Source organism: Arthrobacter sp. BI5, assembly GCF_056680065.1.
Genome location: NZ_CM155264.1, coordinates 96,773 through 123,274 on the forward strand (window position 1 = coordinate 96,773; position 26,502 = coordinate 123,274).

At 68.7% G+C, this 26,502-nt stretch carries 29 protein-coding genes; 15 read left to right on the top strand and 14 right to left on the bottom strand.

What is annotated here, in order from left to right; translation table 11 throughout:
* Positions 1-17 precede the first annotated feature (17 nt).
* The 6 genes from AC1MED_RS00475 (at position 18) to AC1MED_RS00500 (ending at position 6,699) form a co-directional block, all read left to right on the top strand.
* Complete coding sequence (locus tag AC1MED_RS00475; protein WP_479784855.1) at positions 18-1,076, top strand: VOC family protein; 1,059 nt, start codon at positions 18-20, stop codon at positions 1,074-1,076.
* On the top strand, positions 1,076-2,569 hold the full coding sequence (locus AC1MED_RS00480) for an aldehyde dehydrogenase family protein (protein ID WP_479784857.1): 1,494 nt from the start codon (positions 1,076-1,078) through the stop codon (positions 2,567-2,569). Before AC1MED_RS00475 ends, AC1MED_RS00480 begins: the two co-directional genes overlap by 1 nt.
* A gap of 165 nt (positions 2,570-2,734) precedes the next feature.
* Positions 2,735-3,631 (top strand): methylenetetrahydrofolate reductase, encoded by an 897-nt coding sequence (locus AC1MED_RS00485; RefSeq protein ID WP_479784859.1) that lies wholly within the window; start codon positions 2,735-2,737, stop codon positions 3,629-3,631.
* A 10-nt stretch (positions 3,632-3,641) separates the two neighbouring features.
* Positions 3,642-4,514, top strand: coding sequence for a formyltetrahydrofolate deformylase (gene purU / locus AC1MED_RS00490; RefSeq protein ID WP_479777592.1), 873 nt, complete (start codon positions 3,642-3,644; stop codon positions 4,512-4,514).
* A gap of 87 nt (positions 4,515-4,601) precedes the next feature.
* On the top strand, positions 4,602-6,014 hold the full coding sequence (gene ligM, locus AC1MED_RS00495) for a vanillate/3-O-methylgallate O-demethylase (protein WP_479784860.1): 1,413 nt from the start codon (positions 4,602-4,604) through the stop codon (positions 6,012-6,014).
* A 70-nt stretch (positions 6,015-6,084) separates the two neighbouring features.
* The gene (locus AC1MED_RS00500; protein ID WP_479784862.1) at positions 6,085-6,699 is read left to right on the top strand and encodes a PadR family transcriptional regulator; all 615 of its coding nucleotides are present in this window, start codon (positions 6,085-6,087) and stop codon (positions 6,697-6,699) included.
* Here the strand turns inward: AC1MED_RS00500 and AC1MED_RS00505 are convergent, their stop codons facing one another.
* From AC1MED_RS00505 to AC1MED_RS00540, 8 genes are all read right to left on the bottom strand, one after another.
* Positions 6,700-7,956 carry an ABC transporter substrate-binding protein gene (locus AC1MED_RS00505; protein WP_346958929.1) on the bottom strand — a complete coding sequence of 419 codons (1,257 nt, stop codon included), beginning with the start codon at positions 7,954-7,956 and terminating at the stop codon, positions 6,700-6,702.
* On the bottom strand, positions 7,953-9,026 hold the full coding sequence (locus tag AC1MED_RS00510; protein WP_479784864.1) for a branched-chain amino acid ABC transporter permease: 1,074 nt from the start codon (positions 9,024-9,026) through the stop codon (positions 7,953-7,955). The genes AC1MED_RS00505 and AC1MED_RS00510 overlap by 4 nt, the downstream gene beginning before the upstream one ends.
* A complete protein-coding gene (locus AC1MED_RS00515) occupies positions 9,026-9,907 on the bottom strand; it encodes a branched-chain amino acid ABC transporter permease (protein ID WP_346958796.1) in 882 nt (293 codons plus the stop codon). The genes AC1MED_RS00510 and AC1MED_RS00515 overlap by 1 nt, the downstream gene beginning before the upstream one ends.
* Positions 9,908-9,913: 6 nt before the next feature.
* Positions 9,914-10,624, bottom strand: a complete 711-nt coding sequence (locus AC1MED_RS00520) for an ABC transporter ATP-binding protein (RefSeq protein WP_346958795.1) — start codon at positions 10,622-10,624, stop codon at positions 9,914-9,916.
* A complete protein-coding gene (locus AC1MED_RS00525) occupies positions 10,611-11,417 on the bottom strand; it encodes an ABC transporter ATP-binding protein (protein ID WP_479784866.1) in 807 nt (268 codons plus the stop codon). The genes AC1MED_RS00520 and AC1MED_RS00525 overlap by 14 nt, the downstream gene beginning before the upstream one ends.
* 189 nt (positions 11,418-11,606) lie before the next feature.
* Positions 11,607-11,894 (bottom strand): MoaD/ThiS family protein, encoded by a 288-nt coding sequence (locus tag AC1MED_RS00530; RefSeq protein WP_479784868.1) that lies wholly within the window; start codon positions 11,892-11,894, stop codon positions 11,607-11,609.
* 9 nt (positions 11,895-11,903) lie between these two features.
* The gene (locus AC1MED_RS00535) at positions 11,904-13,043 is read right to left on the bottom strand and encodes a WD40/YVTN/BNR-like repeat-containing protein (protein ID WP_479784870.1); all 1,140 of its coding nucleotides are present in this window, start codon (positions 13,041-13,043) and stop codon (positions 11,904-11,906) included.
* A gap of 50 nt (positions 13,044-13,093) precedes the next feature.
* Positions 13,094-13,294, bottom strand: coding sequence for a hypothetical protein (locus tag AC1MED_RS00540; RefSeq protein WP_346958791.1), 201 nt, complete (start codon positions 13,292-13,294; stop codon positions 13,094-13,096).
* A gap of 109 nt (positions 13,295-13,403) precedes the next feature.
* Here AC1MED_RS00540 and AC1MED_RS00545 point away from each other — a divergent pair, with 109 nt between their 5' ends.
* The 5 genes from AC1MED_RS00545 to AC1MED_RS00565 all read left to right on the top strand — a co-directional run bounded on the left by AC1MED_RS00545 (position 13,404) and on the right by AC1MED_RS00565 (position 17,556).
* The gene (locus AC1MED_RS00545) at positions 13,404-13,913 is read left to right on the top strand and encodes a universal stress protein (RefSeq protein WP_479784872.1); all 510 of its coding nucleotides are present in this window, start codon (positions 13,404-13,406) and stop codon (positions 13,911-13,913) included.
* Positions 13,914-14,146: 233 nt separating this feature from the next.
* Positions 14,147-14,494, top strand: coding sequence for a metal-sensitive transcriptional regulator (locus AC1MED_RS00550; RefSeq protein WP_346958789.1), 348 nt, complete (start codon positions 14,147-14,149; stop codon positions 14,492-14,494).
* 67 nt (positions 14,495-14,561) lie between these two features.
* Positions 14,562-14,792 (top strand): heavy-metal-associated domain-containing protein, encoded by a 231-nt coding sequence (locus tag AC1MED_RS00555; protein ID WP_346958788.1) that lies wholly within the window; start codon positions 14,562-14,564, stop codon positions 14,790-14,792.
* Positions 14,793-14,883: 91 nt separating this feature from the next.
* A complete protein-coding gene (locus AC1MED_RS00560; RefSeq protein WP_479784874.1) occupies positions 14,884-17,154 on the top strand; it encodes a heavy metal translocating P-type ATPase in 2,271 nt (756 codons plus the stop codon).
* 135 nt (positions 17,155-17,289) lie between these two features.
* Entirely contained in the window at positions 17,290-17,556 is a 267-nt protein-coding gene (locus AC1MED_RS00565; RefSeq protein WP_346958786.1) for a hypothetical protein, read from the top strand.
* Between the two features lie 85 nt (positions 17,557-17,641).
* Here AC1MED_RS00565 and AC1MED_RS00570 read toward each other — a convergent pair whose 3' ends face one another.
* On the bottom strand, positions 17,642-18,574 hold the full coding sequence (locus AC1MED_RS00570; protein WP_479786727.1) for an EamA family transporter: 933 nt from the start codon (positions 18,572-18,574) through the stop codon (positions 17,642-17,644).
* A 177-nt stretch (positions 18,575-18,751) separates the two neighbouring features.
* On the opposite strand from AC1MED_RS00570, the gene AC1MED_RS00575 reads away from it, so the two are divergent.
* Entirely contained in the window at positions 18,752-19,294 is a 543-nt protein-coding gene (locus tag AC1MED_RS00575; protein ID WP_479784876.1) for a CGNR zinc finger domain-containing protein, read from the top strand.
* Between the two features lie 8 nt (positions 19,295-19,302).
* On the opposite strand, the gene AC1MED_RS00580 is transcribed toward AC1MED_RS00575, so the two are convergent.
* The 3 genes from AC1MED_RS00580 to AC1MED_RS00590 form a co-directional block, all read right to left on the bottom strand.
* On the bottom strand, positions 19,303-19,668 hold the full coding sequence (locus tag AC1MED_RS00580) for a hypothetical protein (protein WP_479784878.1): 366 nt from the start codon (positions 19,666-19,668) through the stop codon (positions 19,303-19,305).
* 85 nt (positions 19,669-19,753) lie between these two features.
* The gene (locus AC1MED_RS00585; RefSeq protein ID WP_479784880.1) at positions 19,754-20,347 is read right to left on the bottom strand and encodes a hypothetical protein; all 594 of its coding nucleotides are present in this window, start codon (positions 20,345-20,347) and stop codon (positions 19,754-19,756) included.
* 35 nt (positions 20,348-20,382) lie between these two features.
* Positions 20,383-21,663, bottom strand: coding sequence for an MATE family efflux transporter (locus AC1MED_RS00590; RefSeq protein WP_479784882.1), 1,281 nt, complete (start codon positions 21,661-21,663; stop codon positions 20,383-20,385).
* Between the two features lie 284 nt (positions 21,664-21,947).
* On the opposite strand from AC1MED_RS00590, the gene AC1MED_RS00595 reads away from it, so the two are divergent.
* Positions 21,948-22,907, top strand: a complete 960-nt coding sequence (locus AC1MED_RS00595; RefSeq protein WP_479784884.1) for an acyl-CoA thioesterase — start codon at positions 21,948-21,950, stop codon at positions 22,905-22,907.
* A gap of 14 nt (positions 22,908-22,921) precedes the next feature.
* Here the strand turns inward: AC1MED_RS00595 and dnaB are convergent, their stop codons facing one another.
* Positions 22,922-24,304: a replicative DNA helicase gene (dnaB, locus tag AC1MED_RS00600; protein ID WP_346958780.1), complete on the bottom strand. Its 1,383-nt coding sequence runs from the start codon at positions 24,302-24,304 to the stop codon at positions 22,922-22,924.
* Positions 24,305-25,028: 724 nt separating this feature from the next.
* Here dnaB and AC1MED_RS00605 point away from each other — a divergent pair.
* Together AC1MED_RS00605 and AC1MED_RS00610 are read left to right on the top strand one after the other, a co-directional pair.
* A complete protein-coding gene (locus AC1MED_RS00605) occupies positions 25,029-25,490 on the top strand; it encodes a hypothetical protein (protein ID WP_479784886.1) in 462 nt (153 codons plus the stop codon).
* A gap of 3 nt (positions 25,491-25,493) precedes the next feature.
* Positions 25,494-26,069, top strand: a complete 576-nt coding sequence (locus AC1MED_RS00610; RefSeq protein WP_346958779.1) for a hypothetical protein — start codon at positions 25,494-25,496, stop codon at positions 26,067-26,069.
* A gap of 25 nt (positions 26,070-26,094) precedes the next feature.
* On the opposite strand, the gene AC1MED_RS00615 is transcribed toward AC1MED_RS00610, so the two are convergent.
* A complete protein-coding gene (locus AC1MED_RS00615) occupies positions 26,095-26,484 on the bottom strand; it encodes a TFIIB-type zinc ribbon-containing protein (RefSeq protein WP_346958778.1) in 390 nt (129 codons plus the stop codon).
* Between the last annotated feature and the right edge of the window lie 18 nt (positions 26,485-26,502).

Sequence of the window (26,502 nt, forward strand, 5' to 3'; positions counted from 1 at the left end):
TGAGAGAGGACAGTTCCATGACCGAGTTCACCTCGTTCGACGTCGCCCACCTGGGAAACGTGGAGCTACTGACTCCCACCTTTGAGAAGAGCCTGTGGTTCTTCCGCGACCTGCTGGCCATGCGCGTCGTCGCGGAAACCGGCGGAGCTGATGGAGCTGATGGAGCCGGGTCGAAGCGGTCCGCCTACCTGCGGACGTGGGACGAGTACCAGGTCTACACGCTGAAACTCACCGAATCGGCCGACGCCGGCGTCGGCCGGACGTCCTTCCGGACCAGCAGCCAGGCGGCGCTGGAGCGCCGGGTGGCGGCGATCGAGGCCACCGGCCTCGGCGTCGGCTGGGTGAACGGTGAGATGGGGACGGGCCCCGCGTATGCCTTCCGCGACCCTGACGGGCACGACATGGCCATCTACTACGAGACCGAGCGGTATGTGGCCACCGACGACAAGCCCGCGCTGAAAAACCAGGCCTCGGCATTCCCCGGCCGCGGCGTCAACGCCAGGCGGCTAGACCACATCAATTACCTGGCCAGGGACGTGGTGGCCAACGGCGAGTTCGTGGCGAAGGCGCTGGGGGGACGGGAGAGCGAGCGGATCAAGCTCGACGACGGCGGCTACGCCGCCTGGTGGTTCCACTTCAACAACAAGTCCTACGACATTGTGTACTCCGACGACTGGCTCAAGCACGGCAACCGGCTGCACCACGTCGCCTTCGCCCCCGACACCCGCGAGGACATCCTCAAGGCCGCCGACATTTTCCTGGAGAACGGCATCCACATCGAGTCCGGCCCGCACAAGCATGCCATAAACCAGACCTTTTTCCTCTACGTCTGGGAGCCCGGCGGCAACCGGATCGAATTTGCCAACGCCGGTGCCCGCCTGCTGTTGGATCCCGACTCGCCGGTGGTGGAATGGACCCAGGAGGAACGCAAGAAGGGCCAGGCGTGGGGCATGAAAACGATCGAGACCTTCCACACCCACGGAACGCCGAACGTGGCCGGCGGCCCAGTGAACGACGCAATGAACGGACCCGGCAATACCGCACAGAGCAATACTGCACAGAGAGGTGCGAAGTGATGACCAACGCAACGAACACGTCGACGCCGGTGACAACCGGACTGTACATCGGAGGGTCCGAGCGCCAGGCGGCCTCGACCCTGGAGATCGCCGACCCGGGAAAGCCCGGCGTCACGGTCGGGCACGCGGCCGCGGCGGGCCCCGGCGACGTCGACGACGCGATCGCCGCGGCGAAGGCGGCCTACCCCGGATGGTCCGCGCTGAGCGCCCAGGAACGCGCCGGGCAGATGCGGGCGGCCCTTGAAGGCATCGCCGACTTCCGCGACGAGGACGCCGCCATCCTGTCCCAGGAGAACGGGAAGATCCGGATGGAGGCGTGGGTCGACTCGCTGGTGTTCGAGATCCGCTGGAACCTTGCCCTGGCGCTTGCCGACGAGGTGGAGGCCACCAAGGTGCTCCCGCCCGCACCCGGCATCCCGGTCACCACAACGGTCGCGTTCCAGCCGCTGGGCGTGGTGACGGTAATCGTGCCGTTCAACTGGCCGATCGCGATCCTTGCGGCCTCGCTGCCGCACGCGCTGCTCGCCGGCAACACCGCCATCGTGAAGCCGCCGCCCACGGCCCCGCTGGCGACTGCCCGGGTGGTCCAGAGGATCGCCGAGAAACTGCCGCCGGGCGTGCTGAACGTCGTGACGGGCAAGGATGCCGACATGGCCGCCCTCATCACCAGCCCCGACGTCGCGAAGGTTTGCTTCACCGGCAGCGTCGGCGGCGGACAGCGCATCATGGAGATGGCCGCGAAATCGCTGACCCGGGTGACGCTGGAACTCGGCGGAAACGACGCCGCCGTCATCCTGGCGGATGCCATTCTCGATGACACCCATCTGGACCGGCTCTACGCCGCGATCTTCGACACCACCGGGCAGATCTGCATGAACGCGAAGCGGATCTACGTCCACCGTTCGCGCCTGGACGAGGTTGTCGCGGGGCTGGCGGGCCGGCTCGAGCAGGCCGTGATCGGCTACGGGCTCCAGGAGGGGACCACCATGGGGCCCCTGCACTCCCCGGCCCAGAAGGCCTTCGTCACCGCGCTCATCGAGGAGGCGAAGGCGGCCGGGGCCGACGTGAGGGAGTACGGGTCACTGCCGACGGACCCGGCCCTGCAGGGCGGGAACTTCCTGCGCCCGGCCCTGGTGATCGACCCGGACCCCGCGCTGCGCGTCGTCACCCAGGAGCAGTTCGGCCCGGTCATCCCGCTCATCCCGTTCGACACCGAGGAGGAAGGGATCGAGGCCGCGAACGCCACCTGGGCCGGGCTCTGCGGCTCGGTCTGGACCGCTGACCCCGCCACGGCGGACCGCGTCGGCGGGAAGCTGGTCTGCGGCTACGTCTGGGTCAATGACCACGGCGCCACCCGGCTGGACCTGCGCGCTCCGTTCGGCGGCATGAAGCAGTCCGGCATGGGCCGGGAGCAGGGGATCGAAGGGGTCCGGGCCTTCCAGGACACCCGGGCGATCGCCCACCTGGAGCCTGCTGACCCGTCAGCAGTCTGACCGGCGCCACGGGCTAAGCCCGGGAGCGGGAACGCCCCGCTGCGTCTTGACCGGCGCAGCGGGGGGCGGGCCGCCGCTTCCTTGCAAATACCTATGGACAGTCCCTATCGACATAGCTAAAGTCGGGAGTGGGCGCACCGTTGCACCCACCGAAAGGACTCCCCGATGGCGACTCGAATCACGCCCGCGACCAACCGGGCAGCATCGCTGGAACTCATCCAGGATTTTTCACTAGAGATGACCGGCAAGGACATCCCCGCCCTGAATGAGGCGAAAAACCAGATCCCACCCGGCACGCGGATCAACGTCACCTTCCTCGGCAACGAGGACCTCGAGATGCGGGTGGCCGCCGCAAAGGCAGTCCGCGACCTCGGCTTCGTGCCCGTTCCGCACATCTCCGCCCGCCGCCTGAAGAGCCAGGGGCAGCTGGAGGAGTTCCTCGGCCGGCTGCAGGAGGTCGGCGCCGCCGAACATGTGTTCGCCGTCGGCGGTGACCCGGCGACGCCGGAGGGCCCGTACGAGGATTCGCTCGCTGTCATCCGCAGCGGCATCCTGCAGCAGTTCGGCGTCCGCGAGGTGGGCATCGGCGGATATCCGGAAGGACACCCGGACATCCCGAAGGACCGCCTCTGGGGCGCCTTGGAGGACAAGGCCGCCGCCCTTGCCGAGCAGGAGCTCGGCGCCGTCATCCTGACCCAGTTCGCGTTCGACACCGACCCGGTCGCCGACTGGATCGATGCCGTGCGGGCCAAGGGCATCAAGGCCCCGATCCGCGTCGGCACGCCCGGGCCGGCGGGCATCAAACGGCTCCTTGGCTTCGCGCGCCGCTTCGGCGTCGGCGCCAACGCGATGATCGTGAAGAAGTACGGGTTCTCGCTGACGAACCTGATGGGGGATGCGGGACCGGACCGGTTCGTCAACGATCTTGCGGCCGTCCTGGCGGCCCATACGCCGGGGGCGCAGCCGCAGATCGGCGGCCGGGTGGGCTTGCATTTCTACACCTTCGGAGGCCTGCTGGCGACGGCGGAGTGGGCCCGGCACTTCACCGCCGAGCAGGGCTGAGGAGGCGGCGGTGGCCCTTCATACCGAATCGCTGAAGGATCAGTCGTGCCTGATCGTCCACGGCCCCGACCAGCCCGGGATTGTGGCAGCGGTCGCAGCCCTGGTCACCCGCAACAACGGGAACATCGTCTCCCTGGACCAGTACTCGTCCGACCCGACGTCGGGCGATTTCTTCCAGCGGGTGGTGTTCAACCGGCCCGACCTTGCCGCCGCGATGCCGGCGATCGAAGCGGACCTGGACAAGACCCTGGCCCCGCTGGGGCTCTCCTGGACGCTCACCGACCGGTCCGTTCCCAAGCGGATGGCCATCCTGGTGTCGACGTCGGACCACTGCCTGCTCGAACTGCTGTGGCGGCACCGGCGCGGTGAGCTGCCGGTGACCATCCCGATGGTGATCTCGAACCACACGAACACGGCGGAGGACGTCCGTTCCTTCGGGGTGCCCTTCTTTCACGTGCCCTCCCTGGGCGAGGACAAGTCCCAGGCGGAAGCCGAGATCCTGAAACTGCTGGACGGGAACGTCGATTTTGTGGTGCTGGCGCGCTACATGCAGATCCTGTCACCGGACTTCCTGGACCGGGTGGGGGTGCCGCTGATCAACATCCACCATTCCTTCCTGCCCGCGTTCATCGGCGCGGCCCCGTACCGCAAGGCCAAGGAGCGCGGCGTCAAACTGATCGGCGCGACGTCGCACTACGTCACGAAGGACCTTGATGAGGGCCCGATCATCGAGCAGGACGTCGCCCGGGTGACGCATGCCCATTCGGCGCTCGACCTCCAGGCCCGCGGCGCGTACGTGGAGCGGGCCGTGCTCTCGCGCGCCGTCCAATGGCACGCCGAGGACCGCGTCATCCGGCACGGCAACCAGACCATCGTTTTCTGACCCATCAACCCGGCGCCGCGGGCTTCCTTCCGCAGCCCCGACCCAACAGTCCGACAGCACCAACCGACACAGAACAAGAGGTTCACCGTGGCACCTAAGAATCTGCAGGAAGTCCTCGACGCGTCCCGCGGCGCAGTCGACCTCCTCCGCAACTCCCAGATCGGCTCGTACATTTACCCGGTGGTTCCGGCCGACTTCCAGAACTGGATCAAGGAGCAGACCGCCTGGCGCCAGACCGCCGTGCTCTACGACCAGTCCCACCACATGGACAACCTGTTCATGAAAGGCTCGGACGCGATCAAGCTGATCACGTCCACGGCGATCAATTCGACCGCCTTGTTCCCGGTTAACAAGGCGAAGCAGTATGTGCCGACCACCGAGTCCGGGCACGTCATCGGCGACGGCATCCTCTTCCGCGAGGCGGAGGACGAGTATGTCTATGTCGGGCGCGCCCCGGCCGCGAACTGGCTGCTCTACCACGGCGAGACCGGCGGCTACGGGAATCTTGACATCACCGTGGACCGCCGTTCGCCGTCACGGCCCTACGGCAGCCAAGTGACCCGCCAGTACTACCGCTTCCAGATCCAGGGCCCGAACGCCTGGCAGGTGATCGAAAAGCTCAACGGGGGCCCGCTCGAGCAGCTCAAGTTCTTCAACATGTCGACCATGACGATCGACGGCACAACCGTCCGCACCCTCCGCCACGGCATGGCCGGCGCGCCGGGGCTCGAGATCTGGGGCCCGTACGCCGACCACGGCCGCATCCGCGACGCGATCGTCGAGGCCGGCGCCGAGTTTGGGCTCGTCCCGGTCGGGTCGCGCGCCTACCCGTCCAACACGCTCGAATCAGGCTGGATCCCCTCGCCGTTGCCGGCCATCTACACCGGCGAGGCCGAGCGCGGCTACCGCGAGTGGCTCCCCGCGGACGGCTACGAAGCGACCGGGACCCTGGCCGGCTCGTTCGTGTCCGAAAACATCGAGGACTACTACCTGACCCCCTGGGAGCTCGGCTACGGCTCGTTCGTGAAGTTCGACCACGACTTCATCGGCCGCGACGCCCTGCAGCGGCTGGACATGGCCGCCCAGCGCAAGAAGGTCACACTGGCCTGGGACGCCGAGGATGTCACGTCGATCTACGCCTCGCTGTTCAACGTTGAGGGGCCGAGCTACAAGTTCTTCGACCTGCCGCTGGCGAACTACGGCTCGGCCAACTATGACTCGGTCGTGGACGCCGACGGAACGGTGGTCGGATACTCGATGTTCACCGGGTACAGCGCGAACGAACGGCGGGCCCTCTCGCTGGCGACGATCGACCCCAACGTCCCCGAAGGCACCGAACTGAAGGTCGTTTGGGGGGAGCCGAACGGCGGAACCGCCAAGGCCGCCGTCGAACCGCACGTGCAGACCGAGGTGCGCGCCGTCGTCAGCCCGGTGCCCTACTCCACCGTCGCCCGCGCCACCTACCAGGGCGGCTGGCGCACGAACTACCAGTCGGCCTAGGCTGGGGACCCCGGTACAAGGGGGCGGCGGCGCCCCCTTGTACCTACCCCGCCCACTGAAGGAGTGCCGCATGAGCCTGCGATACGCGCTGCTGGCGCTGCTGCGGGTGGGCCCGCTCTCGGGCTACGAACTGCAGAAGCAGTTCGCCATGTCGGTCGGCCACGTGTGGCACGCGCCGGACTCCCAGATCTATCCCGAGCTGCGCAAGATGGAGGCCGAGGGCCTCATCGAGGGCGAAGAGCAGCCCAGGGGCCAGCGCGCCACCCGGCGCGTCTACCACGTGACCGAGGCCGGGAACCGCGCGTTCCTCGACTGGATGCAGACGCCGCTGGAGTACGCCCGCGTCCGCGACCCCGCCCACCTGCGGGCCGCCTACCTGGAGGCGGCGTCACCGGCGGCGGCGCGCGAGTTCTTCCGCGGACACATCGCCCAGTGGGAGGCTGAACTGGCCCAGTGGGAGGGTGAACTGGTCCGGATCGCGCAGACTGCCAACCCGATGCTGGTGCGGCGCCTCGCCGTCACCGAGCCGGAGGACCGCGAACGGACCATAGCGTTCAAACGCTTTACCTACGAGGGCCTGGTCGAGCGGGCCCGGATCGAGATCGCCTGGGCCCGGCGAGGCCTCCAGCTCATCGATGAGCTGGAGGCCTCGGGCGGGGTGTGGTCCGGCCCCGGGCTGGTCTAGCTAACCGAAGTTCTCGGCCGTCGCGTAGCCCTTGCCGTTGTATTTCTGCACGATGACGGACGACACGGCCGGCTGGCCGTCGACCGTCGTGTCGACCGCGGTGCCCGAGAGCATCAGTGGCGCCTTCAGGTCCTTGATGTTCCGCAGCGCCGTCATAAAGCTGTCGCGCGTCGGCTCGGTCATGGACTTGAACGCCTGCTCGAGCGTGGCTCCCACCATGTAGCTCCACATACAGTGCGGGAACGCCGGCATATCCGGGTAGTTGCCGTACTGCTTGAGTTCGGCGAGGAATTTCACGACGTCGGGATCCTTGGCGAACGCCGGGCTCTGCGGCGCCTTGGCGAAGGACACCGAGTAGACGCCGGGGTAGGCGGACCCGCCGCCCGGCTCGAGGATCGCCGTCGGGCTCGACGTGTTGGACGGGAGGAACCAGCTGGGCTTCCAGCCAATCTGCTGCGCCTTCTGCAGCGCGGCGATGGTCAGCGGCGTGATCGACATGGCGTTGAAGAAGACATCGGCCTTCGACGACGCCAGCTGGGTGAGCTGCGCGTCCACCGAGGTGTCGGTGGCCTCATAGGTCTGTTCGCCCACCACCGAGATGTTGGAGGCGCCCTTGATGGCGTCCTTGAAGCCCTGGACGTAGCCCTTGCCGTAGTCGTCGTTCTGCGACAAGATGGCGACCTTGTGCTGGTCCTTGGAGGCCGCAAGCAGCTTGCCGAACGCCGCTCCCTCGTTCTGGTAGACCGGCACGAACCCCAGCTGCCAGGGGCTTTGCTTCCGGTCGCTGAACAAGGGATCGCCGGTCATCACGAGCACCTGCGGGACCTTCTGGCTGATCGCGGCGTCGCGGAAGGCCCGGTTGGTCGGCGTGCCGAGGCCCGCGGTGGCAGCGAAGACGTTGTCCGACACCATCTGCTGGAAGTTGGCCAGCGACTTCTGCGGATCATACGCATCGTCGTAGGACTTGATGTTGACGGTGCGCGTCTTGCCGTCGCCGAACTTCACGCCGCCGGCCGCGTTCACCGCGCCGAAGTAGGCGGAGACGCCAGCGACGGTGCACTTGCCCGGGCCGGCCGTCGCGCCGCTGAGCGGGGTGGTGATGCCGAGCGTGATGGACGTGTCCGTGATGCCGGGGGACGCCCCCGAGCCGCCGCCCTGGCCGGCGCCGTCGCGGGTACACCCTGAGAGGGAGAGCGCGAGGACCGATGCCATCGCAACGATGCCAAGGACCCCGCCTGGCTTTGTTCTAATCTTCATGGTCGGTCTTGCCTCTCTGTGTTTTCGACTCCCTCCGGCGCGGCGTCCGGAACCGGATGATGCGCAGGAGCGGGCTGCGGGGGATTCCCGGATTGGTGGCGGCCGGTCCGCCGCCGGCTGAGCCGGCGGACCACCCGCGGAAGGCTGACCAGTCCTCCGGGCAACAGGAACAGCACCGCGAGGAGGATCACGCCCTGGCTGAGGGTTGTGAAGTTCGGATCGATCGCGTTCGTCAGCTGCGGCACGAACACGTAATAGGCGCCGCCCAGGAGCGCGCCCGCGATGCTGCCGGCGCCGCCGATGACCATCGCCGCAACGAGGCTGATCGAGTGGCCGAAGCTGAGGGTCTCCGGTGAGGTGTACTGCACGGCCGCGAGGTAGAGGAACCCGCTGGCGCCGCCGAAGATCGAGGCGATGGTGAACGCGAGCACCTTGGTGCGGTAGGGCGAGACGCCCATCGAGGCGGCGACGGCTTCGTTTTCGCGCACCACCGCGAAGGCCCTGCCGTACTTGCCCTGCACCAGGCTCCGGGCCAGCAGGAACGCCACAGCGGTCACCAGCAGCACGATGTAGAACTGCCACTGGTCGCTGTACAGGCCAGACCAGTCGGGGGCATCCGAGAAGCGGGCCGAGATGCCCTGCGAACCGCCGGTGAACTCCGAGAGGCGCTTGGCCAGGGGGACGCCGACAATCGGCAGGGCAATGGTCACCATGGCGATCGCCAGGCCGCCGAGCCGGGCAGCGGCCAGCGCCACCAGCAGCCCGACAATCCCCGCGACAGCGCAGGCCGCAAGGAACACCACCAGAATGTTCCAGCCCTGGTTGACGCCGTAGGCGGTGACGTAGGCGCCGAGCCCGACGAAGAAGATCTGCCCGAGGTTGACCTGTCCGGTGTAGCCCATGACGATGTTCAGCCCCAGCACCGCGACGGCGTAAACGCCGATGCGCACCAGGGTCTGGTTCGCAAACGCGGGGAGGACGAGCGGGGCAACGATCAGCACCACCGCGGCCACGAGGCCCAGGGCAATCCGTGCCGGCCGGTTGCGGAAAGCGGACGCTACGGTAGCCATCAGACCCTCACCACGACCTTTCTGCCGAATAGGCCCTGGGGACGGAGGATGAGGATGACGAAGATCAGGACGAACGGGACGGCGATCTTCAGGTCATGGCCGATCAGGGGCACGTAGACGGCCACCAGGTTCTCCAGCACGCCGATCGCCGAGGCGGCCACGACGCAGCCGATCGGGCTGCTCAGGCCGCCGAGGATAACGGCGGCGAGCGCGTACACCAGGGCGGTATCTAGCATGCCCGGCGTCAGTGTCAGCTGCGGGGCGACCAGGACGCCCGCGATCGCCCCGAGGGTCGCGGCCAGTCCCCAGCCGACCATCAGCAGCCGGCCCACCGGGAGGCCGGAAAAGGCTGCCGACGCCGGGTTGTCCGCTACGGCGCGGAGCGCGAGCCCGAGCTTGGTGCGGAGGAACAACAGCTGCAGCACCACCATGATCACCACGATGGTCACCGTGGTGGCCAGCGACCGGACACTCACCACCGCGCCGAGGATTTCCACGCTGGTGAGCGGGAACAGCGACGGGAATCCGAGGTTGTTGTAGCCCCAGAGCACTGCGGCGATGCCGGTGACAAGGGTGAGCAACCCGATTGTCACCACCACGGCCGTGTCCGGATCGCCGCGTTCGAACCGGCGGACCAGGAACCGCTCCACCAGCGCGCCGATGAAGAAGGAGAGCACCACGGCGATGAGGATCGCGAGGATCAGCGGCAGGCCGGTCTTGACGAAGGCGTAGGCGATGTAGCTGGACAGCACGGCCATGCCGCCCTGGGCGAAGTTGATCAGGCCGGTCGCCTGGTTCACGAGCACGATCGCGAGGGCGAGGGCGGCGTAGATTGAGCCGGTCGAGAGGCCGTCGACGACGAGCTGGATAAAGGTTCCCATCTCCGTTCAACCCCCCAGGTAGGCGCGGCGGATCTCGTCCATGCCCTTGAGTTCGGCGGAGGACCCGGTCAGCACGTTGCGGCCCGTTTCGAGCACGGTCGCCGTGTCGACCAGCGAGAAGGCCAGGTTGGCGTTCTGCTCGACGACGAGCATGGCGATCCCCGACTCGCGCCGGAGCCGGCGGATCGCGTCGTACACGGTCCTGGCCGTGCTGGGCGCCAGGCCCAGCGACGCTTCGTCGAGCAGCAACAGCCGCGGCTTGGCCATAAAGGCCCGGCCCACGGCGAGCATCTGCTGCTCACCGCCGGAGAGTGCGGCCGCGCGGGAGCCAACCCGGTCCTGCAGCTGCGGGAACAGGTCCAGGCAGTAGTCGATGTCCGCGGCGATGGCCTGCCGGCCCCTGCGGAGGTACGCGCCGACCATCAGGTTCTCCCGGACGCTCAGCTGGCCGAGCGTCCCGCGGCCCTCCGGGACGTGGGCGATCCCCAGGGCGGCGACCTGGTCGGGGCGCAGGCCCCGGATGTCACGTCCGTCGAAGGTGATCCGGCCGCCGGTGCGCACCGTGCCGCTGATCGCGCGCAGCGTGGTGGTCTTGCCGGCGCCGTTCGCGCCGAGGATGCCGACGGAGCCGCCCTCCGGCACGCTGAGCGAGACCCCGTCGATCACCTGCACGGGACCGTAGGACGCGGTCACGTCGGTGAGTTCAAGCAGCGTCATCCGCGGCGTCCTTCCCGATGTAGGCCTCAATGACGCGCGGATCGGACTGCGCCTCTGCCGCGGTGCCTGCCATCAGCTTGCGTCCGTGGTCGAGCACCACGACCTGGTCGGTGAGCGCCGAGATGAGTCCCATGTGGTGCTCAACGATGATGATGGTGATGTCCTGCTCGGCGCGGATCCGTTTCACCGTCGCGATGAACTGTTCCACCTCGCCGTGCGAGAGTCCGGCCGCGGGCTCATCGAGCAGCAGCAAAGCGGGTTTGGAGAGCAGGGCCCGCCACAGCTCCACCCCCTTGTGCAGCCCGTGCGAAAGCTCATCGGCCGGCAGGTCCGCGGCCCAGCCGAGCCCGGCGCGGGTCAGGAGTTCGAGCGCCTCGGCACGGATGCCGCGCTCGGCGCGGGCGGTGTACGGCAGCCGGAGCGCCCAGGACACCGGTCCGCCGGGAAGCCGGATATGCCCGCCGAGGAGCACATTCTGCAGCACGGTGGCATTCAGCTGCAGGGCGGGGTGCTGGAACGTGCGCGCCAGGCCCAGCCGGGCCAGGCGGGACGGGGCACTTCCGGACACCTCGGTGCCGCTGATGGTGATTGATCCGGAGCTGGGCTTGTAATGGCCGCTGATGCAGTTGAACAGCGAGGTCTTGCCGGCCCCGTTGGGACCGACCAGGCCGAAGATCGCACCGGGCTCGACGTCGAAGCTCACGTCCTGCAGCACCTTGACCCCGCCGAAATGCAGGTTCACGTCCTTGAGGCTCAGGCTCGCGGCCACCGGAGCACCTTCCTGTCGCACCATTGCTAGGAATCGACGCGATCAGTCACGACCGCCCGAGACCGACGGTACGGATCGCAGACACAATTGTCAACGATTTGAGCAAGGCCTGGCGCCGGGTGCTCGGGACGCTGAACGACCGGCCCGCGCGCACCCGCTCGGGGGTGCCGGCCGGTTGCCCGCAGGCGGCTGGCCGGTACCCGGTAGGCGCGGTCAGCCGCCGGCGACGGACTGGATGATCAGGACCTCCTGACCCGGCGCCACTTCCGTGCCCAGGCCCTGCAGCCGCCGGATCTCATTCCCGTTGACGTAGATGTTCACGTAGCGGCGGACGGCACCGGTCTCGTCCCGCAACCTCCTGGACAGGGCCGGGAACTTCCCCGTCACGGAATCCAGTAGCCCTTCGATGGTCACGGCCGCGTCCGCGGGCGCCGTCAGGACGGACTGCCCGCCGGCCAGCGGCGCCAGGACGCTGGGGAGCAGCACGCTGATCTCCGGCACGGCGCAGCCTCAGGCGGAGGCCGCCGCGGCGGCGGGCTGCGCCCCGGGAACCCGGGCTCCGGCCACCTGCGCGGCCCGGACGCAGAGGACGTCGGGCAGGTGGGAGGCCACCTCGGTGAAGTGTTCGCCCTCGTCCGCGCTGGCGTAGACACTGCCGCCGCGGGTGCCGAAATAGACGCCGGCGGGTTCGGCCGCGTCGACGCAGGCGGCGTCGCGGAGCACGGCATTGAATTCGGACTCCGGCAGCCCGGCGTCGAGCCGCTTCCAGCTCGCGCCGGCGTCGTCGGTCCGGTGCACGGCCAGCTTTCCGCCCGGCGGGATCCGTTCGCCGTCGGCCTTCAGCGGAATGACCCAGGCCGTGCCGGCGCGGCGCGGATGCGTCAGCATAACGAAGCCGAAATCGGCCGGCAGCCCCTCGGCGATCGACTCCCAGCTCTCGGCGTCGTCGTCGCTGCGGTAGACGCCGTGGTGGTTTTGCGCGTACAGCCGCCCGTCCACGGCCGCGTCCGCGGCGATCTTGTGGACACACTGGCCGAATTCGGGGTTGGGATCGGGCATGAAGTACGCGGAGATCCCCTTGTTCCGCGGCTCCCAGGAGGTCCCGCCGTCGAGCGAGCGGTACACGCCGCCGGTGCTCATGGCGACGTGCACCTTCTCGCCGTCCGGGTGGACGACGATCGAATGCGCCGCGGCCCCGCCGTACCCGGCGCCCCATTCGCTGCGGTGCGGGTGGTCCCACAGACCGCGGTTAAGCTCGAAGTGCTGGCCGCCGTCGGTGGATTTCCAGACCGAAATCGGCTCGCAACCGGCCCAGACGACGCCGGGGCGGGACTCCGCGTCGGGATAGATCTGCCAGACGCGCTCCAGCGCGGCGTCGGTGTCCTCGGGGAAGCGGATGGCACCGTTTTCGGGCTCGTCCCATGTTTCGCCGAGGTCGTCGGAGTGGAAGACGGTAGGTCCCCAGTGTTCCGAGCGGACCCCGACCAGGATCCGGGTCCTGCCTTCACGGGTGTCAATGCCGATGCTGGGGATCTCGCTCATCAGGAAGTGCGGGCCGGAGAGGGACCACTCCCGACGGTCCGGGCTGGTTGCCAGCCACAGGCCTTTTTTGGTTCCAATCGCCAGGACATAACTCTCTGCGGTAGCCATGCCCTACATGCAACCACTGCGGCCCGGAGGCCGCAATGGTTTTTCGCCAGTCAATCGACGAATTCGGACTGGGTTTCGACGAAGTCCCAGTCGGCGGCGCTCAGCACGCCCGACGCCTTGTCCGGGTGCGGGCCGCCGGCTTCCGCGATGCCCTGCAGCACCGGCAGGGGCAATTCGTCGGCCCGCAGGTTCGCACGCAGCCATTCCTTGCTGGCGAGATCCAGGTCCAGCCACCACATGAAGATTTCCACCGCTGCCCGCCTTTCCGTGTCCTTCCACGGTAGGTCCGGGGCGGGAGGCGGGCAAGGGACCGGGGAGGAAGGCCCTAGCCGGGGAGGAAGGCCGGGCCAACAATCGAGTATGCCTGCCGAGCGCACGAGCCCCGCACCCCTGGTGGTCGGCGTCCTGCCGGGCCAGCCGCGCGAGGTGCTGGAAACGGCGGCGGCCCTGGCGAATAGCCTGGCCGCACCGCTGCTCTGCGCCTACGTGGACGAGGCCAGCTTCCTCGTGGAATGGGATCCGGCACGTTCCGCCCACCGGCTCTCGCTCCACCCCGAAGCGGACAGCGCCGAGATCCAGGCGACCGCCGAAGCGCTGCGGTCCGGCATCGCGGCCGCCTGCGACGGCGCCGGGGTGCCGTGGAGCCTGCGGACGCTGGCCGGGGATCCGGCGCGGGCGCTCGGGCGGCTGGCTGCGGAGGCCGGCGCAGCCATGATCATCGTGGGCACTCCGGAGCCGGGACTGGGACACCGGCTCAGCGCCGCCCTCAACGGGTCGGTAGCGGCCTGGCTGAGCCAGCATCAGGACCGTCCGGTCCTGATGGTCCCGGCACGGACCGCCGGCGCCCGCCGGGCACCCCGCGGCCCCTAACGGGCCCGGGAAAATAAAGCGAAAGTAGTTATTCGAGGTGCTGGCGCATCGTCCCTACCGCCCCGTAAGGTTGTATCCGTAGGCGGGAAACCCCCTACCCCATAGCTGCTCCGGAGTGCGTATCCCCCAATAACGCACTCCGGAGCTCTTTAATTTCCGGACCGTTCCCATAACACCGCGGTACCCCCGGAGGGTACTTGCCATATACCCCTAGGGGGTATATGTTGGGTGGCATGAACGAGTCCGAAGCCTCCCCTGCCGGCACGCTGGACGGCGCACCGGCCCAGCAGCACGGCTACTCCGCGAACAAGGACGCTTACCTCAAGCGGCTCAAAAGGATCGAGGGCCAGGTCCGCGGGATCGCCCGGATGGTCGATGAAGACAAGTACTGCATCGACATCCTGACCCAGGTTGCCGCCGTCACCAAGGCCCTGCATGCCGTCAGCCTCGGGCTGGTGGAGGAACACATCGGGCACTGCGTCGTCGGGGCAGCCGCGGAGCCGGATCCGGACCTCCGGGCCGAAGCCATCGACTTCAAAGTCAAGGAGGCCACCGATGCCATCGGGCGCCTGCTGCGGTAGCGGCACCACCACCCACCACACAATAGGACTGATCAACCATGACCAGTCCCCCACCAAGGAGCAAGCCATGAGCACCGTTTCCACCACCGTCGAGGTATCCGGCATGACCTGCGGGCACTGCGTGTCCTCCGTCTCGGAAGAACTTGAGTCGCTGGCAGGCGTCGAAAGCGTCGACGTCGACCTCAACGCCGGCGGGATCTCCACCGTCACGATCACCTCGAACAAGGAGCTCTCCCCTGCCGAAATCGGCGAGGCAGTCGCCGAAGCGGGCTACCTGGTGGTCGCGAACGAGGCCTGAACCCCGCCGCGGGATTCGGCGGTACCCCGGCCGGAGCCGGGCAGGACTTCACCGGGCAGGACTTCACCAAGCAGGACGAGAGGAACATACCGTGAGCAACGCGAAACTGCTGGACCAGCCCGGGAGCCGGGTGATTGAGCTCGACATCGAGGGCATGACGTGCGCCTCCTGCGTCGGCCGGGTCGAACGCAAGCTCGGCAAGCTCGACGGCGTGCAGGCTTCGGTCAACCTCCCGCTGGAGTCCGCCCGGGTCACCGTCCCGGCCAACATCACGGACGAACAAATCGCCGCCACCGTGAACGCCGCCGGCTACAAGGCCACCGTCAGGACTCCGCAGGCGCCGGCCGCCGCGGCCGAGGACCCCGCACTTGGCACGGCGGCGAAGCTGCGGCCCAGGCTGATCGCCGCGGCCGCCCTCACCGTGCCGGTCTTTGTGCTCTCCATGGTCCCGGCAGTCCAGTTTCCGAACTGGGGCTGGGTTGCCGGCGCCCTCGCCTTGCCCGTGGTCACCTGGGCGGCGTGGCCGTTCCACCGGGCCGCGGCGGTCAATGCCCGGCATCTGTCATCCACCATGGACACGCTGGTGTCGATCGGTGTGACGGCCGCCTACGTCTTCTCCGCCTGGCAGCTCCTGGCCGATCCCCGCCTCACCGAACATCCGGGCATGGAGGGGATGGGCTCCGCCGGCCTGTACTTCGAGGTCGCCGCCGTCGTCACCACCTTCCTGCTGCTCGGCCGCTACCTGGAGGCCAACGCCAAGCGCAAGGCCGGCGACGCGCTCAAGGCCCTGCTGGACCTGGGCGCCAAGGATGCCACCGTGCTGCGCGACGGCACGGAAGTGAAGATTCCCGCGGACCGGCTCCAGGTCGGGGACGTCGTCGTCGTCCGCCCCGGCGAGAAGATCGCCACCGACGGTGTGGTCACCGAAGGGACCTCCGCTGTCGACGCCTCCCTCGTGACCGGCGAATCGGTACCGGTCGAAGTTGGTCCGGACAGCCCGGTCACCGGCGCGACCATCAACACCTCCGGGCGGATCCTGGTCCGCGCCACGCGGGTCGGCGCCGACACCACCCTGGCCCAGATGGGCCGGCTGGTCTCCCAGGCACAGTCGGCGAAGGCCCCGATCGCCCGGCTCGCAGACCGCATCAGCGCCGTCTTCGTCCCGGTGGTCCTTGCCATCGCCGCGCTCACCTTCGGCGCGTGGCTGCTCTCGGCCGGCCCCGAAATCAGCGACGCCGAGCTCCGCGCTGCCTTCACCGCCGCCGTCGCGGTGCTGGTCATCGCCTGCCCCTGCGCCCTGGGCCTCGCCACCCCGGTGGGGCTGCTGACCGGCACCGGCCGCGGCGCCCAGCTGGGCATCCTGATCAAGGGCCCGCAGGTGCTGGAGGACACCCGCACCGTGGACACGATCCTGCTGGACAAGACCGGCACCGTCACCACCGGACACCTTGCCGTCACAGGCACCCGCGCGTTCGCCCCGTTCGGGGACAGCGAGGTGCTGCGGCTCGCCGGAGCGGCGGAGGCCGCGTCCGAGCACCCCATCGCCCGGGCCATCGCGGCAGCGGCGCTGACCGCGGAGCGGAAAACCGGCGACGCCGCCCGGCTGCCCGACGTCATCGGCTTCCACTCCGCCCCCGGCGGCGGCGTCCGTGGCACCGTGGAAGGGCGCGTCGTCACGGTGGGACGCTCCGGCTGGCTGCAGGAGAACGGCGTCACGGTCTCCGGCCCGCAGCAGGAAGCTCTTGCAGCGGCCGAGGCCGCCGGAGCGACCGCCATCTGGGTGGCCGTGGATGGGGAACCGGCCGGCATCGTCAGCCTGCGCGACACCCTGAAGCCCGGCTCCGCGCCCGCCATCGCGCGGTTGCGCGAACTGGGGCTGCGGCCCATCCTGCTGACCGGCGACAACGCCGCGGTGGCAGGCCAGGTGGCCGCCGCCGTCGGCATTCCGCCGGAGGACGTCTTCGCCGGTGTCCTGCCGGAGGGCAAGGTGGAGGCCGTGCGGACGCTGCAGGCCGCCGGGGCCACCGTGGCCATGGCCGGCGACGGCGTGAACGACGCCGCGGCCCTCGCCCAGGCGGACCTGGGCATCGCGATGGGCTCCGGCACCGACGTCGCCATCGAGGCCGCGGACCTGACCGTGATGGGCAACGAGCTGGGACAGGTCGCCCAGGCAATCGAGCTGTCCCGCCGGACCCTGGCCACGATCAAGACCAACCTCTTCTGGGCGTTCTTCTACAACGCGGTCGGCATTCCGGTGGCCGCGCTGGGGCTGCTGAATCCGATGATCGCCGGCGCGGCAATGGCGGCCAGCTCCGTGCTGGTGGTGGCCAACTCGCTGCGGCTGCGCAGCTTCGGCAAGTAGCCCGATGGGGAGTGCTGCCCATCGACAGATTTTTGCGGGGCAGGGTAGGTTCGAGGCATTGGATCTTCCGGAACAGCCGGGGGCCGCTGGGGATGCCGAGAGTGTTCGGGTCCGATGAACTAAGGAGTTTTTTCAATGGCTATGTGGGGTGCGGATGTTACTCAGCTCAAGGCGCTGGGGTCCAAGCTGCTGGCGGGTTCGCAGGAGATCGACAACCAGAGGTCGCTCCTGACCAAGGCGCTGGGGTCGACAGATTGGATGGGACCGGACGCGACGAAGTTCCGGAACGAGTGGAACGGCGAGCACTCGGCCAACCTCACCCGGGCGGCCCAGGCCCTGCAGCAGGCCAGCCAGCAGGCCAGCCGCAATGCCGCCGACCAGGAAAGCGCTTCCTCCAACTAAGGCCGAACTTGGTCACGGAGGGCCCGGACGCACCCGCGTCCGGGCCCTCCCGTTTAAGTCCCGGGCGACCGGGCAGGCCAGCCGCCTAGGGGACGGGCTCGACGTCGTTGGCGTGGTCGAGTTCGGCGGGCAGCGGCGCCGCGCGGCGCAGTTCGTCGAGCCGGACCAGCACCACCCCGCCGACGATCAGCAGTCCGCCCAGCAGCTGCACCGGGCCGGGAAGCTCACCCAGGAGCAGCCAGGCCCAGATGACGGCGAACAGCACCTCAGTCAGCGAAACAAAGGAGGCCACCTTGGAGCCCAGCGCCCGCGCGGCCACCACGCCGGAGACGTAAGCGAGCACGGTCGCGAGGATCACCAGCCCGCCCAGCGCCACCCACCACGGCGTGATCCAGGGGCCCAGCCTGGTGTCCGCCGTACTCGCGGCCATCGGCAGCAGCCCGGTGGCGGCAGCCAGCCACATAACGAGTGCGCCGACCATCAGCCCGCCGGAGGCCAGCACGATCGGCGGCAGCGTGTCATTCTCTTTGGCGGTAATGAAGAAATAGATGGCCAAGCAGACGGCCGCCGCGATGCCCCACAGCACGCCGACCAGGTCGATCTTCACGGCTCCGGTGAGGTCCAGCACCAGGACCAGGCCCGCCAGGGAGAGCAGGGTGCCGGCGATCGTCAGGGGCCGCGGCCTTGTCCGGCTCGCCGTCCAGAGCCACAGCACAATGATGACCGGGGCGAGATACTCGAGCAGCAGCGCGACGCCGACCGAAAGCCGGGCAACGGCATTGAAGTAGAACAGCTGGCAGGCGGCCACACCGACCAGCCCGAACAGCAGGACGGTGAGCCAGTTGTCGCGGAGCTGATGCCAGCGGCCGCGCAGGGCGAGCAGGGCCGGGACGGCCAGCACCAGCGCGGCTCCGGTGAGCCGGGCGGTAACCGCGGCGCCCGGCGTCCAGCCCGTTTCCAGCAGCGCCTTGGCGAAGGAGCCGGAGAGTCCGAACACGGCCGAGGAAAACAAGGCCATGCCCAGCCCGGAGGCCAGGAAGCCCGAGGCGTCCGGCGTCCCGGCACCGCGGACCGGGGTGCGGTTCTGGGCCGGGGCCCCGGCGGGGTGGCGTGCGGCAGACACGGGCTGCCTCCTGTCAGGAGTAAAGTTGGGTTATGGTCATGACAGTACGCCCGGCGAACGTAAGGAGTCAAGATGGTATTTGCCCCTGACACGGAAGTTGCGCTGCGCTCGGTGGTCGGCCTGATCAACACGGCGGCCAACGGGGCGGAGCAGCTATCGACTATCGCTGAGCTGGACCGCTTCCTCGAGACCGAGGGCTTCAGCGGCTCCCGGCGGCGGGATGCCGACGAACTGGCCAGCGTGCACCGGCTGCGTGCCGAGCTCGCGGCCCTGTGGCTGGCCGACGAGGCCGCCGCGGTGGACACGGTCAACCGCCTGCTGCGCGAGGCGAAGGCCCTCCCGCAGCTGACCAAACATGACGGCTGGGACTGGCACCTGCACGCCACCACACCCGAGGCGCCGCTGGCCGACCGGATGAGCACCGAGGCCGCCATGGCCCTGGTGGACGTCATCCGCAGCAAGGAAATGGACCGGATGCTGGTCTGCGCCGCGGACGACTGCGACGCCGTCGTGCTGGACCTCAGCCGGAACCGGTCCAAGCGCTACTGTGACACGGGAAACTGCGCCAACCGGGCGCACGTGGCGGCGTACCGGGCCCGGAAAGCGGCGTCCTAGCGGGCGGACTAGAGGACGTCGCCGCGCTCTTCGCGGCCCTCGCCGCGGGACTCGGAGCCGGGGGCCGGCGGCGCGGCGTGGCCGCCATGGGACGACGGCGACTTGGAACTCAGGTTGATGCCGGAGCCTTTGCCAAGGTGCTCGGCGTTGTCCTTGTAGCTCATCGAGAGCATGGCCGCGATGACCAGCGTGACGATGAAGGCGATGCCTGCGCCGGTAAAGGCCAGGTCGAAGCGGGGCGTTTTGGCGCTGCCGCCGGACGCGAAGATCAGGACGGCGACGAAGGCCAGCACTGCCCAGAACGCGGAGAACATGAGCGGTCCCTTGACCGAGGTCCGCAGGCTGCGGCGTTCTCCTGATTTCTGCTCTGCCAAGGTGCTTTCCTCCTGCCGCCAGCGCCGGGCAGGCGTGGCAGTCGTGATACCGCGGTTGTTCTACGCCGGGTAGAACCTGTCGCTACTAGTTTACGGCCTCGGCGGAAACGTCCCGCGCATCGTGCCGCAGGGTCAGCCCGGCCAGGGCCCAGAGCACACCGCCGAGGATCGCGCCGCCGCCCGCGACGCCGAGCAGCGCATGCGGGCCGAGGTCTATGAAGAACGGCAGCGCCGCCGCGGTACCGAGGCCGATCACGCCGGAGGCGATCCAGTCCCGCGCCAGGACGGAGCGGCGCCGGGTGGCCAGGCCCAGGTAGAGCTCCGCGGCGCCGGCGAGGCCCAGGCCGAGGGCTCCGATGATCCCAAACACCAGATTGCCGGCGAGCAGGCCGAGGGCCGCGCCGGTTCCCACCAGGACTGCCCCCGCGGCCGAGAGGGTCTTGGCGGTCCGGTCCCCGTGCCGCAGGCCGGTCTTTTTGACGCTCCAGATCAGCACCAGGCCGGTGGCCAGCAGGTAGCTTCCGCCGGCCCAGCCCATACCGGCGACGGGCGGCGCCGCCCAGAAGACCGTCAGGGCGCCGAACGCCAGCGCGATGACGGCGCGCAGCAGCACCGGCTTCCAGAGGTCCGTGGCGGCGGGCAGGGCAGTAGGGGCGTGGGGGTCCGCGGGGTGAGTCACCCGCCCAGTTTAGTGCGTGCCGGTTCCGGGCGGCGTCAGCGGTCGCCGAGCAGCATCCACTGGTCCGTGCGGGCCCGCAGGCCCAGCGTGATGGCCCGCGCGCTCATGTAGCCCAGCGAAAAGGCCGCCCAGAGCCAGAGCAGCGCCGCGCCGCCGTCGGCCCCGGCCAGCCCTACCACCAGCAGCAGCGGAAGGTAGGCGGCGAGATTGACGACGCCGGCAATCGCGAGGTAGCGCGCGTCGCCGGCGCCGATCAGCACCCCGTCGAGAACGAAGACGTAGCCCGCGATCGGCTGCCCGGCGGCCAGCATCCACAGGGCGAGCGTGAGCGCGGACCGGACCCCGGCGTCGGAGGTGAACAGCAGTCCGGCCCACGGCGCGACGGCGGCGAGCAGGATCCCGGTCAGCACTCCGAAGCCGAGGCCCCAGCGGATCATGGTCCCGGTGAGCCCCCGCGCCGCCGCCGGGTTCGAGGCGCCAAGTTCCTTGCCGATCAGGGCCTGGGCGGCGATCGCGAGGGCGTCGAGGGCGAAGGCCAGGAAGGTGAAGACGGTCATCGCCAGCTGGTGGGCGGCCAGGTTGACCGGGCCCTGGGCGGTGGCCACCAGCACCGTGGCGAGGATCGCGATGCGCAGGCTGAGCGTGCGCAGCATCAGCCACGAACCGACCCCGGCCAGGGACCGGATACCGCGCCAGTCCGGGAGCAGCGACACCCCCTGGTTGCGCGCATTGCGCTGCACCATCACCACGTAGACCAGTGCCATGGCCCACTGGGCGATGCTGGTGCCCAGGGCGGATCCCGTGACGGAGAGCCGCAGTCCGTAGACGAGGAAGAGGTTGAGCACGATATTGACGGTGAATCCGGCGGCGGCCACGGCCAGCGGGGTCCGGGTGTCCTGCAGCCCCCGGAGCACCCCGGTGCCGGCGAAGATCAGCAGCATGGCCACCAGACCGGGCATGGACCAGCGCAGGTATTCCACGGCGAAGTCACGCACCTCGCCGCGGGCGCCCATCAGGCCCAGCAGCGGCTCGGCGGCCAGGAATCCGGCCACCGCCAGGACAACGCCCAGCAGCAGCGCGAGCCAGACACCGTCGCGGCCGGCCGCCAGCGCCCTGGGCAGCTGGCCGTTACCGATCGCGCGTGCCACGGCGGGGGTTGTGGAGTAGGCCAGGAACACCATCAGGCCCACCGCGGTGTGCAGCACCGCCGAGGCCAGTCCGACGCCGGCGAGCTGGGCCACCCCGAGATGCCCCACAATCGCGGAGTCCGCCAGCAGGAAGAGCGGCTCCGCGATCAACGCACCGAAAGCGGGCACCGCGAGGCGGAGGATTTCCCGACGCCGGTGTGCCGGAGACGGGGGTGCTGCGGGGGTCGGGGCGGAGGCTGGCACGGCACCACCCTAGCGGCAGTCCGACGCGCGGCTTCGCATTGGTTGACTTCTCAACCACTTCGTCGGCTTCCAGCAGCGCGCGACGCCGGGCGGTCACCTTCGGGTGGCCGTCTTCGGGTGGCCGCCCCTTGGCTTCTCTGTGGCGGCGGCTGCGGGGAATGTGTCGGCCGCCCGCGACGCTGCGGCAGCCGCTCAGTACACTCACATCCATGACTGAGACTTCCGCCAATGCCGTCACCCTGCGTTTCCTGGCCGCCCCCATGGACGTCGGCCACAGCGGCTCGGTGGACGCCGGAACGGTGCTGGAATGGGTGGACAAGGCGGCCTATGCCGCCGCCGTGGGCTGGGCGAAGTCGTATTGTGTGACCGCCTATGTGGGGAACATCCACTTCGCGGATCCGGTCAACAGCGGCGACATGGTGGAAGTCACGGCCACCATTGTTTACACCGGCACGTCCTCGATGCACATCCGCACCGTGGTGTCCTCCGGCGATCCGAAGGGAGGCCCGGCCACCATGCGTAGCCAGTGCATGGTGATTTTCGTGGCGGTCGGCGAGGACGGAAAACCGATTCCGGTGCCGCAGTGGGTCCCGGCAACGCCGGAGGAAATCGAGCAGCGCGAGCACGCGCTGGCGCGGATCAAGGTCCGCGAAGACATCGTCCAGGCCATGAGCGGCCAGGAATACACCGACGCCGGGACCGCCGAGCGCGTCACGCTGCGTTTCATGGCCGCCCCCACGGACGTGAACTGGGGCGGCAAGGTGCACGGCGGAATCGTCATGAAGTGGATCGACGAGGCCGCCTACGTCTGCGCTTCGCGCTACTGCGGAATGGACACGGTGGCGGTCTTCTCCGGCGGCGTGCGGTTCTACCGGCCGTTGCTGATCGGCCACCTGGTGGAGGTGGAGGCCAGGCTGGTCTATACGGGGACGAAAGGCATGCACATTGCCGTTCACGTCCGCTCCGGCGACCCCAAGGGCCACGAACTGAACCTCACCACGTATTGCCTGACCGTCATGGTGGCCCGCGACGAAAGTGGCACCTCGGTTCCGGTCCCGGAGTGGGTCCCGGTGTCCGAGGAGGACAAGCGGCTGCACGCCCATGCCCGTGAGCTGCTCGAAATCCGGGGCCGGGCACCAGGAAACCGGTTGCCCAACCACCTGCTCTAGGAGCCGGGGGCACGCTAGAAGCCGCCGCCGCCCGCATCGCCGGCCATGTTGGCGAAGCGGGAGTAGTGGCCTTGGAACGCGACCACAATGTCCTTGGTGGGGCCGTTACGGTGCTTCGCGATGAGGATGTCCGCCTCGCCGGCACGCGGGGACTCCTTGTCATAGACGTCCTCGCGGTGCAGCAGGATGACCATGTCGGCGTCCTGCTCGATGGAGCCGGACTCGCGGAGGTCCGAGACCATGGGGCGCTTGTCCTGGCGCTGCTCGGAGCCACGGTTCAGCTGCGAGAGCGCAATCACCGGGACCTGGAGTTCCTTGGCCAGCAGCTTCAGCGCGCGGGAGAATTCGGAGACCTCCTGCTGCCGCGATTCGACCTTCTTGCCCGAGCTCATGAGCTGAAGGTAGTCGAGGATGACCAGTTTGAGGTCGTGCTGTTGCTTCAGCCGCCGGCACTTGGCACGGATTTCCATCAGCGACATATTCGGGCTGTCATCGATGAACAGCGGGGCATCGTTCATCCGGCCCATGGTGGTGGCGATTTTGGACCACTGCTCGTCCTTGATGGTGCCCTTGCGAAGATCCTGCAGTCCGATGGTGGCCTCCGCTGACAGCAGGCGCATCGCTATCTCGTTGCGGCCCATTTCCAGCGAGAACATGACCGTGGCGAGGTTGTTCTTGATCGCGGCCGACCGGGCGAAGTCCAGCGCAAAGGTGGACTTGCCGACGGCGGGGCGGGCCGCGATGACGATCATCTGGCCGGGGTGCAGCCCGTGGGTCAGTTCGTCGAGTTCGTAGAATCCGGTGGGAACGCCCACCATGCCCTCGCCGCGGTGCCCGGACGCCTCGATCTCGTCCACGGTGGATTCCATCACGTCCTTGAGGACGACGTAGTCCTCGGCGGTGCGGCGCTCGGCCACGGCGTAAACCTCGGCCTGCGCCTGGTTGACCAGGTCCTCCACCTCGCCGTCCTGCCCGTAGCCGAGCTGGACGATCTTGGTTCCGGCGTTGACCAGCCGGCGCAGGACGGCCCGTTCGGCCACGATTTCGGCGTAGTAGCCGGCGTTTGCGGCGGTGGGTACGGTCTGGATCAGCTCGTGAAGGTAGGCCGGGCCGCCGATCCGGTTAATTTCGCCGCGCTTGGTCAGCTCGTCCGAGACGGTGACGGCGTCGGCGGGCTCGCCCCGCCCGTAGAGGTCAATGATGGCTTCATAGATGGTCTCGTGCGCCGGGCGGTAGAAGTCCTGGCCGCGGAGAATCTCCACGACGTCGGCAATGGCATCCTTGGACAGCATCATGCCGCCCAGCACGGACTGCTCGGCAGGAATGTCCTGCGGCGGTTTGCGGCTGCCTTCGGATCCCCGGGTGCCCTCGATCGAGTCCAGATGCGTAACTGACAAAACTGCCGTCCTTCATAGTGTGCCGGCGCAACAGTCGCCGCCGGCGCTTAAGCCATGTGTTGTGTTGCCCCGCGTGCGGGTGTGCCCCGCCTCTCCCAGTACCGTCCCGTAGGCGGGCAGGCAGCCACGGTTAGTTCCTATCACCCGGCTCCGACAGTTTTCCGGCTGCCCGAAAGCGGCGCGTCCCCAGCAGCCGTTTCCGTCCGCCCGTCGGGGTTGCGTCTCCGGCCCTGTGCACCGCGGCGCCGGGTCGCTTACCCGGCCGCGGACGACCCTGGAACCCGCCTCGCGGCACCGTGGTCGATGGCGTGGATTTGGTGCCGTCAACCTGGTCTCCCGCTACGTTATCCCCCGATTCGGCAGGCACCAACCCGGCTAGCCGACGGTCCTGTGGATAACTTGTGGACTAGTTCCCCCTGCTTGTGCACAGCCTGTGGGAACGCCTGTGGATAGTAAAATTCTTCTGCGTGGAATCCCGCTCTGACGTGCGGAAACATTGATATTTACCTGTGGACGGAAAACTTTTTTAGGCAAGCTTCATCCACAGCTTGCATCCGGCGACTGGGGATAGCGCCCGGGTTGCCGGGGCACAGCCCGGGCCAAATATGCGAATTTTGTGATGTGCATCACCGGAGTGCCGCGAAATTGACCGCCCCGGCCGTGGCTTGTATGCAGGGCCCAGAATATGGTGTGGATAACTGCCTATCTGGCATAAGCTTTGGCCATGGGCGATGTACTGATAGTCATACTGCCTGCCCTCATCCTCGCGGGAGTGCTGTGGGCAGTCTCTGCGGCCCTGAAACCCCGCAATTTTGGCATCTCCGACGCGGAGCGTTACCAGATGGATCTGGCCCTGCGCTCCCGGGCGCACTACGAGGCCCAGGTGAAGGCCGCAACGGCCGCCCGCGCCCGCGTGGACGCCGCGACCCGCCCGAGCCAGAACGAGCAGCAGCAGTCGCAGCAGGCGGAGCATGCCCGGCAGGCCGGGCGCCGCGGGGATGGCTCCTTTAGCGGCCAGCCAGGCTATCCGGCCGCGGTGCTTCCCGGCGGCCAGTTGAGCCCCGGGTTCACGCTGCAGCTCCAGGCCCTGGCCCGTTCCGGCCATAAGATCCAGGCCGTCAGACTGCTGCGCCAAGCCACCCGAACAGACCTTTTGACCGCCAAGAATTACGTAGATCGGCTGTAGTCCATGGAAGCCCTGCTAGTCCCCGTCCTGATCCTCGTGCTCGTTGGTGTCGTCGTCGTCCTGGCCGCGCGCGCCCTGGGGCGGCGCCGGCCGCGGAGCCCGCAGGAGGAGCCCGCGCAGCCCGCCCGCAGTTCCGCGGAGCTGGCGCGTGCCGCGGCTGCGAAGCTGGACCAGGAGCAGCACCGCCGTCTCTACGCCCTGATCGCGCAGGGCCAGGCGATGGCCGCCATCAAGCTGTACCTGGAAGCCACCGGGGAGGGCCTCCGCGCCTCCCGGGACGCGGTGGGGGCCCTGGCGGCCCACCCGCAGCCCTACCGGCCCAAACCGGCGCCCGAGCAGCCCGCCCACGACGACGATGACGACACCCCGCAGCGCTTTCCGTACCGCTACCGGGCGATCGCCAGCAAGGGCGAGGTCACGCGCGAGGTCAGCAGCAATATGCTCAACGACGAAATTTACGGCCGGATCCGCACCCTGGCCAGAAGTGGCGACACCGAGGCGGCCGCGGCCGCGCTGACAAGGCACTCGGACATCTCCCTGAAGCAGGCGCAGGAGTTCATCGCCCTGCTCGAGGACTGACGCCCGGAGTCCGGAACCGGCTGCCCTAGAAGTCGAACAGCTCCCCCAGCCAGCCTTCCTTCTTCTTGGGCCGCCGGCGGTCGTCGTAGCGGGGCTGGTCGTAGCGCGGCCGGTCGCGGCGCTCGTCGTAGCGGCGGTCATCGAAGCGCCGGTCGTCCGGACGGCGGTCATCACGCCGCGGGTCCGGATTGTAGAGCGGCGGCGGGATGTGTCCCGGCGCGGTCGGCGCGGCGGCGGCGCCGGACGCCGCGGGGGCCGCCGGGGCGGCGCCGCCGAAGCCGTCCGCGGCTCGGTCGATGATCTTGTCAAGCTCGCCGCGGTCCAGCCACACGCCGCGGCACTGCGGGCAATAGTCAATCTCCACGCCGCTTCGTTCGCTCATTACCAGGTCTACGGAATCCACAGGACATTTCATGTCCCGAACAACGAACCA

Coding starts and splice junctions, on each gene's coding strand:
- AC1MED_RS00475 (WP_479784855.1), top strand. CDS start 18: ATGACCGAGTTCACCTCGTTCGACGTCGCCCACCTGGGAAACGTGGAG.
- AC1MED_RS00480 (WP_479784857.1), top strand. CDS start 1,076: ATGACCAACGCAACGAACACGTCGACGCCGGTGACAACCGGACTGTAC.
- AC1MED_RS00485 (WP_479784859.1), top strand. CDS start 2,735: ATGGCGACTCGAATCACGCCCGCGACCAACCGGGCAGCATCGCTGGAA.
- AC1MED_RS00500 (WP_479784862.1), top strand. CDS start 6,085: ATGAGCCTGCGATACGCGCTGCTGGCGCTGCTGCGGGTGGGCCCGCTC.
- AC1MED_RS00505 (WP_346958929.1), bottom strand. CDS start 7,956: ATGAAGATTAGAACAAAGCCAGGCGGGGTCCTTGGCATCGTTGCGATG.
- AC1MED_RS00510 (WP_479784864.1), bottom strand. CDS start 9,026: ATGGCTACCGTAGCGTCCGCTTTCCGCAACCGGCCGGCACGGATTGCC.
- AC1MED_RS00515 (WP_346958796.1), bottom strand. CDS start 9,907: ATGGGAACCTTTATCCAGCTCGTCGTCGACGGCCTCTCGACCGGCTCA.
- AC1MED_RS00520 (WP_346958795.1), bottom strand. CDS start 10,624: ATGACGCTGCTTGAACTCACCGACGTGACCGCGTCCTACGGTCCCGTG.
- AC1MED_RS00525 (WP_479784866.1), bottom strand. CDS start 11,417: ATGGTGCGACAGGAAGGTGCTCCGGTGGCCGCGAGCCTGAGCCTCAAG.
- AC1MED_RS00535 (WP_479784870.1), bottom strand. CDS start 13,043: ATGGCTACCGCAGAGAGTTATGTCCTGGCGATTGGAACCAAAAAAGGC.
- AC1MED_RS00545 (WP_479784872.1), top strand. CDS start 13,404: ATGCCTGCCGAGCGCACGAGCCCCGCACCCCTGGTGGTCGGCGTCCTG.
- AC1MED_RS00550 (WP_346958789.1), top strand. CDS start 14,147: ATGAACGAGTCCGAAGCCTCCCCTGCCGGCACGCTGGACGGCGCACCG.
- AC1MED_RS00555 (WP_346958788.1), top strand. CDS start 14,562: ATGAGCACCGTTTCCACCACCGTCGAGGTATCCGGCATGACCTGCGGG.
- AC1MED_RS00565 (WP_346958786.1), top strand. CDS start 17,290: ATGGCTATGTGGGGTGCGGATGTTACTCAGCTCAAGGCGCTGGGGTCC.
- AC1MED_RS00570 (WP_479786727.1), bottom strand. CDS start 18,574: ATGGCCTTGTTTTCCTCGGCCGTGTTCGGACTCTCCGGCTCCTTCGCC.
- AC1MED_RS00575 (WP_479784876.1), top strand. CDS start 18,752: ATGGTATTTGCCCCTGACACGGAAGTTGCGCTGCGCTCGGTGGTCGGC.
- AC1MED_RS00595 (WP_479784884.1), top strand. CDS start 21,948: ATGACTGAGACTTCCGCCAATGCCGTCACCCTGCGTTTCCTGGCCGCC.
- AC1MED_RS00605 (WP_479784886.1), top strand. CDS start 25,029: ATGGGCGATGTACTGATAGTCATACTGCCTGCCCTCATCCTCGCGGGA.
- AC1MED_RS00610 (WP_346958779.1), top strand. CDS start 25,494: ATGGAAGCCCTGCTAGTCCCCGTCCTGATCCTCGTGCTCGTTGGTGTC.
- AC1MED_RS00615 (WP_346958778.1), bottom strand. CDS start 26,484: ATGAAATGTCCTGTGGATTCCGTAGACCTGGTAATGAGCGAACGAAGC.